Here is an 8,810-nt window from a genome sequence, read left to right as displayed (position 1 = left end):
GGGCGGCCACCGAGCCCGCCGCGCCGCCGAGGCCCTGCGCGACGCGCGCAACGACGAGGGTGGCCGCGTCGGGAGCCACGGCGCAGGCGAGGGAGGCGAGGGCGAACAGGACGGTCCCGCCCAGCAGGATGCGCCTCCTGCCCCGACCGTCGCTGACCGGCCCGATCACGATCTGCCCGACCGCGAACGCGACGAGGAAGGCCGTCAGGCTGAGCTGCACCTCGGCCGTCGACGCCCCGAGGTCGCGCGCGATGGCCGGCAGCGCGGGGATGTACATGTCGGTCGCGAAGGGCGAGATGCCCACGACGATCGCCACCGTCAGCACGGCTCCCCTCGCGGACAACCAGGAGGGGCGGCTCGGCTCGGCCGGGACGTCGTCGTCTCTCATCGGCACGAGCCTAGGCGCGGGGCGCCCCGGGGGGTCGCTTCGCACCCGGACCGCGACCAGACGTTTACTTAGCCGAACTAAACGAGTATCGTGGCCCGGCGATGACCGACTCCGCGCCTCCCGCCCCCTCCGCCACCCGGGCCGTGCCGCACGCCCACCTCGCGACCGACGTGCGCGGCGCCGTGCTGCGACTCGCCCGACGCCTGCGCCAGCAGAAGGCCGACGCCGACGTCACCGACGCCCAGATGGCCGCCCTCGGCTACGTCGTGCAGAACCAACCGCTGACGATCGGGGCGCTGACCGCCCACGAGGGCGTCACTCCCCCGTCGATGAACCGGACCGTCGGCAAGCTCGTCGACGCCGGGCTGCTGCGTCGCACGGTCGACGACGACGACAAGCGCCGCGTGCTGCTCGAGACGACCGAGGCCGGCGCCGCCTTCGTCTTCGAGACGCGTCGACGTCGGGACGAGTGGCTCGTGCCCCGCCTCTCGGCCCTCACCGCGGACGAGCGCCGCACCCTGGCCGACGCCACCGAGATCCTGCGGAAGCTGACCCGCTCGTGAGCGCCATGTTCCGCAGCCTGTCGCTGTTCAACTACCGCCTCTGGTTCGCGGGGGCGCTCGTGTCCAACATCGGCACCTGGATGCAGCGCACGGCACAGGACTGGCTCGTGCTCACCGACCTGACCGACAACGACGCCACGGCCCTCGGCATCACCATGGCGCTGCAGTTCGCCCCGCCGATCCTGATGGTGCCGATCACGGGGCTGATCGCCGACCGGTTCGACCGGCGGCGACTGCTGATGGTCACGCAGCTGAGCATGGGCCTGCTCGGGCTCGGCCTGGGCGTGCTCGTCCTCACCGACAGCGTGCAGCTCTGGATGGTCTACCTCTTCGCCCTCCTGCTCGGCGTCGCGGCCGCGATCGACGCCCCGGTGCGGCAGAGCTTCGTGTCCGAACTCGTGCCCCCCGGCCACCTGACGAACGCCGTCAGCCTGAACTCGGCGTCGTTCAACGGCGCACGCCTGGTCGGCCCCGCGGTCGCCGGCGTGCTGATCGCGACGATCGGCACGGGGTGGGTGTTCCTGATCAACGCCGGCTCGTTCGCGGCCGTGCTGCTGTCGTTGCGGTTCATCCGGGTCGCCCAGCTCGAACTGAAGCCGGCCGTGTCGCGGGCCAGGGGCCAGATCCGCGAGGGATTCCGGTACGTGCGCGAGAGGCCCGACCTCGTCGTCGTCTTCGTCATGGTCTTCGTCATCGGCACCTTCGGCCTGAACTTCGCCATCTTCACCTCGACCATGGCCAGCGTCGAGTTCGGCGTCGACGCGAGCGGGTTCGGCCTGCTGTCGTCGGCGATCGCGGTGGGGTCGCTGGTCGGCGCCCTGCTCTCGGCCCGACGTGAGAAGCCCCGCTGGCGCGTGCTCGTCACGGCGGCCCTGGCCTTCGGCGTGACCTGCCTCGTCGCCGCCGTCATGCCGACCTACTGGAGCTTCGCGGCCGTGCTCGTCACCGTCGGACTCGCCTCGATCACCCTGATGACGACGGCGAACGCCACCGTGCAGCTGACCACGGCACCCCGCATGCGCGGGCGCGTCATGGCGCTCTACATGGCCGTCTTCACCGGCGGCACGCCCCTCGGCGCACCGATGGTCGGCTGGGTCGCGAACGTCGCCGGACCGCGGTGGGCCATCGGCGTCGCGGCGGCGTCGGGCTTCGTGGCGGCCGGCGTCGCGATCGTCTGGCTCGTCCGCGGGCAACACCTGCGGGTGCGCCGCGTCCGTGGGGGCGAGCCCGAGCCCGTGACCGGAGCGCTGCCCGTGCTCGGGGCGGGCCGGTTCCACTACCGCCTGCAGCACGACGGCGACGCGGCCGCCGTCCGGGCGCGCGACGAGACCGCGGCCGAGCTCGCCGTCGACGAGGGCACGGCGACGCGACCGTCCTGACCGGGAGGCGCGGCGCCGGCGGGTCAGAGGCGCGCGTAGACCAGCAGGGACGCGAGCAGCACGACGAACGGTGCGATCAGCAGCACGTTGAGCAGCTTGTGCTCGACCATCACGGCGACCCACTCGCGCAGGAAGGCGCTCGGCACGTAGTACGCGGCGGTGGGCGCCCCGACCACGTCGGCGCTGCTGCCGGCGTCCCGCGCAAGCAGGGCGGCGCGCAGCACGTGGTAGTTGTTCGTCACGACGAGGGTCGACCCGGTCCGACCGGCGTCGGCGAGCACCTTCCCCGACAGCACGAGGTTCTCGCGGGTCGAGCGCGACTCCGTCTCGGGCAGCACGTCGGCCGGGTCGGCCCCCTGGGCGATCAGGTACTCGGCCATGGCCTCGCCCTCGGGACGCGGTTCGTCGGCCCCCTGACCGCCCGACGGCACGAGCACCGGCCGCCTCACGCCCTCGGGGGTCGCGCGGTAGATCGCCAGCGCCCGGTCGAGTCGGCTGCGCAGCAGCGGCGGCACCTCGCCGCGGATCAGTCCGGAGCCGAGCACGATCAGGGCGTCGGGCTGCTCGCGCACCCGGGGTCGGGCGTAGACGAGCGACCACAGGGTGAACGCGGCGAACGTGAGCGCGGCGTAGCCGGTGACGAAGACCACGACGATGCCGAGCCCCACGGCTGCGTCCTGGAGGGCCGCGACGTCCGACCGGCGACCGGCCTCGACGATCACGACGACGAGCAACGGCACGCCGATCAGCGCGATGCCGACCAGCAACGACAGCAGGTTGCCGAGGCTGCGCCCTTCGGACCGGAGCATGGTGACGCCGTTCGCGATCGCGAAGACGGCGAGCGCGAGGACGAGCAGGGGCACGAGCGCCACGGCGACGAGGAACACGAAGACGAGCGGCGGGAACGCCGCGACGAGGACGTTCGCGGCGGCGACGACCCCGAAGCCCCCGGCCATCAAGAGGAACACCCCGTTGCGGAACCGCCGGGCGTCCCGCCGACGCGACGCGGCGAAGAGCAGCAGGAAGACGACGGCGATGCCGGCCGAGATCGCAGTCATGAGCAGAGGCTACCCGCAGGTCGCAGTGCAACCCGGAGGGCGGCAGGGGAGAGAAAGTGGGCGCAAAATAAGGGAGCTTGCGACCGCGTGCCGAAAATCTCGGAGGGGCCGGTGGCGTAGCCACTTGAACGGAGTCCCGGAGGTGGCCACGAGGGAGCGCAGCGACCGAGCCGCCGAAGGCTTCACGGCAAAAAGACGTGCCCGAAGGGCATTGAGCGCCGCGCAGCGGCTCCCTGGGAGCGCAACGACTCCCTCGGACCGCAAAGCGGGCCGTTCGCTACTGTCGACCCGTGATGATGCGAGTCGTGATTCTCCTAGGCGTCGGCGTCATGGTGGTCATCGCCGTGGTCGCGATGGTGCTCATGGTGAAAGACATTCGCGCCAACCGCCCCGCGTCTCGGCGCGCAATCATGACGCTCTGCACGGCCGGCATCGTCGCGGCCGCGACCATCGCCTACGCCGTCATCTGACACGAGCGCTCGTCGGCCGGCACAGGACTCGAGAACGGTCGGAGTGCACGAAGAAGCCCCCGCCCGACTGGGAGAGCCGGAATGCGGGGGCTGCTACTGCCTAGCAGGTGAGGGACCGCCCGGCAGCTCTCGGCCAGCTTGGGGGGAAGCTGACCGGGGCCAAGCTACGCGCGGCCCCTGACGGCTCTCCCGGGCTCAGTAGGGAGCGACCGAGGTCACGATGCGATCCTCAGGGAGCGTGGCGCACACATTGTCGATCGCGTCGGCCGGCGTTGGGGAGTTGACCTCGACGGCCACGGCCTCGGCGCTCGTGTCGCCCTTGGGGCGGTGCCTGACGAACCAGCTCATGACCGGGCGCTACCCGCGGTCACGACGGCCACTCGTCCGGCTCAGGGTGCAAACGGCTCGTGAGGGCTGACAGTTCGGCCTCGTGCTGGATCAACCACACGACGGCGCTGTTCAGGCTGTCCTCTCGGCGCAGCCAGGGCCGGCCGCCGGCATCGTCTCGGCCGTGGGCGTATCAGTGGTAGACGATGCCACCCAGCTCGTGGCGGGAGAGCACGTAGCCGAGGGGTGCGGCACGGTCCCGGCGGACCTGCCAGACACCGAACGTTTCCGGGATCGGAGGCACTGCAAGCGGGTGTGTCGGGATCGGCCGGCGCAGAATCTTCGCCGCCGTCTCACCTGACCCTCTAACTCCCACGGCCGGAGCGTAAGTCGAACCACCGTCACGCCCGCGTGCCGCTGAGGTCCGAGAAAGCCGCTCTTGTAGGCCTGGTCCCCGCGACGGTATCTTGAGGCGTGCGCAGTACCTGCGCCTAAAGCCAGCTTCGAGCTGGCTTTCTTCATTTCCGGCCCTACGGGTAAACCGCCGCCACGAAATCACGTATCCTTGTCACACATGGCGTAGCCATGCGCACCGGCCTTACAGGCCGGTTTGTTCGTTAACTCGACGCTGCCGACCTAGACCCGCAGCCCTTCATCACGCCGGACCCGACAGGGGCCGGCTTTTTTTGTGCCCGAATGTGAGCACGCCAACTGCCGCCGGCCCCCTCACCTTGGTGACTGATTCATCCAGCACCGGGCGCGCCGCCTGGCCCCCTAGACCCCCTCGCATCCAGCGAGGGCGCGACCGATAGGTCGCTCCCGAAGGAGGAACCATGACCAACGCAACTGCCGCGGCCATCGCGCTCGCCTCCGGCGCTCCCACCTGGGTCGTCATCGTCGTGCTCTTGCTCACGAATGAGCACACGACGACGCTTCTCTCCGACTGCTGGGCGGACGTCATAGACGCCCTCCACGTCAACCGGGGCAAGAAGTGGACGAAGAGACTCGCGCGCGTGCGCGGTTCCCGCCACCCCAAGTAGAGCGCCGATTTAAAGCGCAGGACCTCATTCGAGCAGGAGAGCTCTGTCCAAAAGTCGTCCGATACGGGATTCTCGGGCGAGCACCAAGTAGGCGCTCATTCCTCCACAAACTCCTCCGCCGTTCCGGCAAAGGACAAGATCGGCCCCTCCCAGTCGTAGCGGGACAGGTCCTTCAAATCGGTTTCGACAAGGGTCGGGCCATGGATCGCGATCACGCGGAAGTCAGCCCGTTGTTCCGGCCCGCCGTCCTTGGGAGTGAATTTGGCGTACTCGCCTTCTTCGAAAACCCACCGGTCACCTTTTGATATCCACGTTGTCCGAGTTGCCATGGGGGGAGGCTACCGAGCTGTGCTGGCGTCCGATAGCCGATCGATCACCGACCACCGGCGGACGCTAGCCACTCCCCCGCAGCTACGGGGCGCCGGCTGTCTCGATAGGTCAGTCCGAAACTGATCTCGGTGAACGATCCCCTATCGGGCGGGACGCATAGAGACCCAACCTTCAGCCTATGGTGCCTTTATGTCATCCCGAAGCAGCCAACGGATCTACCTTTTCTGCGCCGTCGGTTTTGCGGTTGGCATACTCCTGCTGGTTCTTGTGGATGGCGCAGCTCTCACCCTTGCAGCACTACCTCTTGGTCTCTCGATCGGTATCGCGCTGCGCACCTGGTGGACGCGCCACGGCTGGAATCCGGGCATCACCATCACGGAAGACGTAGCCGAAGGCGAAGCACTTAGAAACGAGGGCGACAGCGTCGACGGGACTTCCCGAAAGCCAAGAGGCCGCTGAGCGATCGGCGGTTTCAGGGGGTCATTGCAACGGGTGGTTGTTTCGGGTCCGAGAGTAGCTCCTGGAACGCTTCTGCCGGTGTCCGGAAGCCGAGGGTTTTGCGGGGTCTGCCGTTGAGTTCTGTGGCGACTTCGAGGAGTCGTTCCGGGCTGTGAACAGTGAGGTCGGTGGACTTCGGGAAGTACTGCCGGAGAAGCCCATTGGTGTTCTCGTTCGAGCCGCGCTGCCAGGGCTTGTGGGGGTCGCAGAAGTAGATAGCGAGGTCAGTGGCGAGGGTGATGTCTTTGTGCCGAGCAAGCTCCGTGCCCTGGTCCCAGGTCAACGACCGGCGCAGGTGTTCGGGCAGGGTCTTGATCGTGGGGATCATGGCGTCGCGGACGGCGTCGGCGCTGTGCCCGTCGGGCAGGTGCAGCAGCATCACGTAACGGGTGGTCCGCTCAACCAACGTTCCGATGGCGCTCCGGGCGTTCGTGCCGACGATGAGGTCTCCTTCCCAGTGCCCGGGAACGGCGCGGTCTTCCACCTCGGCAGGGCGTTCGCTGATCAGGACCATGTCGCGGATCTTCGACCACGACGCCCGCCTGGCCTCGCCCCGGTGTCGGCGGATCGCCCTGCCGGTGCGGAGGTGTTTATGCAGGTCAGCGCGCAGGTGCCCGCGCCCCTGGACGAACAGGGTTTGGTAGATCGTCTCGTGGGACACGTGCATCTCCGGCCGGTCAGGGAAGGACCTGACCAGGTCATCACGGATCTGCTCCGGGGACCAGTTCCGCACCAGCCGAAGCTCGACCTGCAGGGCAAGCTTGACCCGGTCCAGCTTCCGGGGCTTCGGGCGCCGCGCCCGTTCCCGGGATCGCTTCTGGGCGGCGTAGGGGCGGTAAGCGCCGCCGCGTGAGCTGTTCCGGGTGAGCTCCCTACTGATCGTCGAGGGCGCCCGACCGAGCTCGGCCGCGATCCGGCGGACGCCTGCGCCGCCGAGGTGGAGGTCAGCGATCTTGCGCCGTTCCTCCTCGCTCAAGTACCGGCCCGACCGGGCGGCGCGCTCGAACGGATTCTTCCCTTGAGCGGCTTTGAACCATCGGTAGCCCTGACGCGGATGCACGCCGACAGCATCGCAAGCAGCCGGCCTGCTCAAGCCCTGTCCGAGTAGCTCCCAGAACCAAGCCTCCCGGGCACGTTGTTCCAGCCTCGATCCCATCTGCAGCACTCCGATTCACGGTGGTGTTGCAACGACCACCTGAACCCAAGATCCTCTATCGGACGCCCGCGAACCGCCGACCAGTTAGCCCGGCAGCGTCAATAGCCAAACAACGAGCGCTGCGCCATCAAGAACCATGAGTGACATGCCGGCCAGGCCCCACTTTCTATAGGGAGGCGTGAAGAGAAAGGGGTCGCCCGCTCGGCCATCTCGGACACCCTTGAATGCTCCGACCAGGACGAAGGCACCACCGAGGAAAAGTGCCGGCAGCATCATGAACCAAAACACCACCCAATGCGTCGTCATGGAACAAGCATCTCAGGGTGTGGTCGTTAGGCCATCCCCTATCGGAACCCTCGATTGCCGTGCATGCGCCGCGGTGTCACGCCTGGTGCATGTCGGAAGACAAGCTGCCGGACAGGCGCGACCAGCCACCCATCTACCAGATAGTTGTGGGGCTTTTCTCGCTCTTGCTCAGGCACGTCATGCAGAGGACGCTCGCTTCGCGCATCACCCGCAGCGAGGTTGCACCACAGCTCGGCATCGCGGTGCGCGACGTCAAGAAAGCACCTACCATGGCCGGTCAAGGCACTCCTCCTCACGGAGACGGTGCAATCTAGGTCACGCAAGAAGTTATTAGCTACGGCGAAATTGCTGAGCCATCGTCGGCCCGAACTATTTGCAACTGTCGTCCCGTCGTGAAGGCACGAAGGCGACGAAGCAGCATCTCGTAGGTCACGGCGTCTGCATTTGTCAGCTCGAAAGCTACGGACCGCAGGCGACCTCCTGCCGCCAGGGTCTCAATCATCAACGATCCAGCAACTCCCGTGAGTTGCATGTCGCCTCTCTTCAGGTTCCCCAGCAGGTGCCGGGGTGGGTCGATGAGGTCAAATTCAGCGAAAAGAGTGGTGAAGTCAGCCTCGTCCAAGGGGGGCAAAGCCCTCTCGTCCTCCCAATGACCTGAGACGTGAATGAGGGCAAGAGCGTCAATCTGCTCGGTTGTGGGCGGAGCGGTTGCAGCGCTGGGACGGTCGGAATCACTTGACGAGAAGTGCGGGGGTTCGAGGGTGGGTCCGGTGAAGTTCAGAGCATCGCGAAGCATGAATCGGGGAGCTTTTCGTTGTTCACTGATCATGCCTGGCAAATCTTCTACGACGATGTCCCGCAGCCTGGTAGCCGTGAGAGCTTGCGGTACACCTCGCAGCGCACGAAGGACAAGGTTTCCAGTCAAGGCGTGGAGAAAATGCCACTCACCGCGGGTCGTTACGCCGACCTCGTTCTCGAAGAGCATTGGGCCAGAGGAGGCCTGGTGCGGATGGAGGCTCCATTCCGCGTCTGGGTGAGTCTGCCGAATAACTTGCAGGGTGTATTCGGCGAGAGCCTCTGCGGCGAGGTCTGCCGGCCCATTTGTCGGTGTGACGTCAAACGCGGTGTCCCGATCGCTCCTCGCGTCGGGGGAGATCTGTCTTGCAAGTCCTTCCACCATGAAGTCGAGAAACCAAGCCCACAGGGTGTCCAGCGACTCGAGTGTCGAGTCGAGCTGATCCAACGGTCCGTCGGTGTTTGCTACCCATCGAGCGAGTGAATGTAGCCGTTGGGGG

Annotated in this window: 12 protein-coding genes; 5 read left to right on the top strand and 7 right to left on the bottom strand. The window is 67.3% G+C overall.

Annotation, left to right across the window (positions count from 1 at the left end; genetic code table 11):
- Nucleotides 1-388, bottom strand: a 388-nt coding sequence (locus tag IFT36_RS07060; protein ID WP_200412754.1) for an MFS transporter, incomplete at its 3' end; no start/stop codon positions are given.
- A gap of 101 nt (nucleotides 389-489) precedes the next feature.
- Between IFT36_RS07060 and IFT36_RS07055 the strand changes: the two genes are divergently transcribed.
- Both IFT36_RS07055 and IFT36_RS07050 read left to right on the top strand, forming a co-directional pair.
- Nucleotides 490-951 (top strand): MarR family winged helix-turn-helix transcriptional regulator, encoded by a 462-nt coding sequence (locus IFT36_RS07055; protein WP_055978010.1) that lies wholly within the window; start codon nucleotides 490-492, stop codon nucleotides 949-951.
- A complete protein-coding gene (locus IFT36_RS07050; protein ID WP_200412753.1) occupies nucleotides 948-2,330 on the top strand; it encodes an MFS transporter in 1,383 nt (460 codons plus the stop codon). The genes IFT36_RS07055 and IFT36_RS07050 overlap by 4 nt, the downstream gene beginning before the upstream one ends.
- Before the next feature lie 23 nt (nucleotides 2,331-2,353).
- Here the strand turns inward: IFT36_RS07050 and IFT36_RS07045 are convergent, their stop codons facing one another.
- Nucleotides 2,354-3,388 (bottom strand): YdcF family protein, encoded by a 1,035-nt coding sequence (locus IFT36_RS07045; RefSeq protein ID WP_056047348.1) that lies wholly within the window; start codon nucleotides 3,386-3,388, stop codon nucleotides 2,354-2,356.
- Between the two features lie 290 nt (nucleotides 3,389-3,678).
- On the opposite strand from IFT36_RS07045, the gene IFT36_RS07040 reads away from it, so the two are divergent.
- The gene (locus tag IFT36_RS07040; protein ID WP_200412752.1) at nucleotides 3,679-3,858 is read left to right on the top strand and encodes a hypothetical protein; all 180 of its coding nucleotides are present in this window, start codon (nucleotides 3,679-3,681) and stop codon (nucleotides 3,856-3,858) included.
- Nucleotides 3,859-4,053: 195 nt separating this feature from the next.
- Here IFT36_RS07040 and IFT36_RS07035 read toward each other — a convergent pair whose 3' ends face one another.
- The gene (locus IFT36_RS07035; protein WP_200412751.1) at nucleotides 4,054-4,206 is read right to left on the bottom strand and encodes a hypothetical protein; all 153 of its coding nucleotides are present in this window, start codon (nucleotides 4,204-4,206) and stop codon (nucleotides 4,054-4,056) included.
- A gap of 812 nt (nucleotides 4,207-5,018) precedes the next feature.
- Here IFT36_RS07035 and IFT36_RS07030 point away from each other — a divergent pair.
- Entirely contained in the window at nucleotides 5,019-5,225 is a 207-nt protein-coding gene (locus IFT36_RS07030) for a hypothetical protein (RefSeq protein ID WP_200412750.1), read from the top strand.
- Nucleotides 5,226-5,320: 95 nt separating this feature from the next.
- Here IFT36_RS07030 and IFT36_RS07025 read toward each other — a convergent pair whose 3' ends face one another.
- Nucleotides 5,321-5,554 carry a hypothetical protein gene (locus IFT36_RS07025; RefSeq protein WP_200412749.1) on the bottom strand — a complete coding sequence of 78 codons (234 nt, stop codon included), beginning with the start codon at nucleotides 5,552-5,554 and terminating at the stop codon, nucleotides 5,321-5,323.
- A 190-nt stretch (nucleotides 5,555-5,744) separates the two neighbouring features.
- Between IFT36_RS07025 and IFT36_RS07020 the strand changes: the two genes are divergently transcribed.
- The gene (locus IFT36_RS07020) at nucleotides 5,745-6,014 is read left to right on the top strand and encodes a hypothetical protein (RefSeq protein WP_200412748.1); all 270 of its coding nucleotides are present in this window, start codon (nucleotides 5,745-5,747) and stop codon (nucleotides 6,012-6,014) included.
- Between the two features lie 13 nt (nucleotides 6,015-6,027).
- Here IFT36_RS07020 and IFT36_RS07015 read toward each other — a convergent pair whose 3' ends face one another.
- The 3 genes from IFT36_RS07015 to IFT36_RS07005 form a co-directional block, all read right to left on the bottom strand.
- Nucleotides 6,028-7,209, bottom strand: a complete 1,182-nt coding sequence (locus IFT36_RS07015) for an IS30 family transposase (protein ID WP_463671332.1) — start codon at nucleotides 7,207-7,209, stop codon at nucleotides 6,028-6,030.
- Between the two features lie 84 nt (nucleotides 7,210-7,293).
- Nucleotides 7,294-7,515 (bottom strand): hypothetical protein, encoded by a 222-nt coding sequence (locus tag IFT36_RS07010; RefSeq protein ID WP_200412747.1) that lies wholly within the window; start codon nucleotides 7,513-7,515, stop codon nucleotides 7,294-7,296.
- A gap of 334 nt (nucleotides 7,516-7,849) precedes the next feature.
- The gene (locus IFT36_RS07005; RefSeq protein ID WP_200412746.1) at nucleotides 7,850-8,758 is read right to left on the bottom strand and encodes a hypothetical protein; all 909 of its coding nucleotides are present in this window, start codon (nucleotides 8,756-8,758) and stop codon (nucleotides 7,850-7,852) included.
- Nucleotides 8,759-8,810: the final 52 nt, after the last annotated feature.

This window comes from Frigoribacterium sp. CFBP 13605, from assembly GCF_014839405.1.
GTDB lineage: Bacteria > Actinomycetota > Actinomycetes > Actinomycetales > Microbacteriaceae > Frigoribacterium.
Note: the sequence above shows the minus strand (reverse complement) of the source record. Positions and strands in the feature narration are given on the sequence as shown.

What these genes read in the sequence shown, in the direction of transcription:
- IFT36_RS07030 (WP_200412750.1), top strand. Translation starts at nt 5,019, where the DNA reads ATGACCAACGCAACTGCCGCGGCCATCGCGCTCGCCTCCGGCGCTCCC.
- IFT36_RS07045 (WP_056047348.1), bottom strand. Translation starts at nt 3,388, where the DNA reads ATGACTGCGATCTCGGCCGGCATCGCCGTCGTCTTCCTGCTGCTCTTC.
- IFT36_RS07025 (WP_200412749.1), bottom strand. Translation starts at nt 5,554, where the DNA reads ATGGCAACTCGGACAACGTGGATATCAAAAGGTGACCGGTGGGTTTTC.
- IFT36_RS07055 (WP_055978010.1), top strand. Translation starts at nt 490, where the DNA reads ATGACCGACTCCGCGCCTCCCGCCCCCTCCGCCACCCGGGCCGTGCCG.
- IFT36_RS07010 (WP_200412747.1), bottom strand. Translation starts at nt 7,515, where the DNA reads ATGACGACGCATTGGGTGGTGTTTTGGTTCATGATGCTGCCGGCACTT.
- IFT36_RS07035 (WP_200412751.1), bottom strand. Translation starts at nt 4,206, where the DNA reads ATGAGCTGGTTCGTCAGGCACCGCCCCAAGGGCGACACGAGCGCCGAG.
- IFT36_RS07020 (WP_200412748.1), top strand. Translation starts at nt 5,745, where the DNA reads ATGTCATCCCGAAGCAGCCAACGGATCTACCTTTTCTGCGCCGTCGGT.
- IFT36_RS07015 (WP_463671332.1), bottom strand. Translation starts at nt 7,209, where the DNA reads ATGGGATCGAGGCTGGAACAACGTGCCCGGGAGGCTTGGTTCTGGGAG.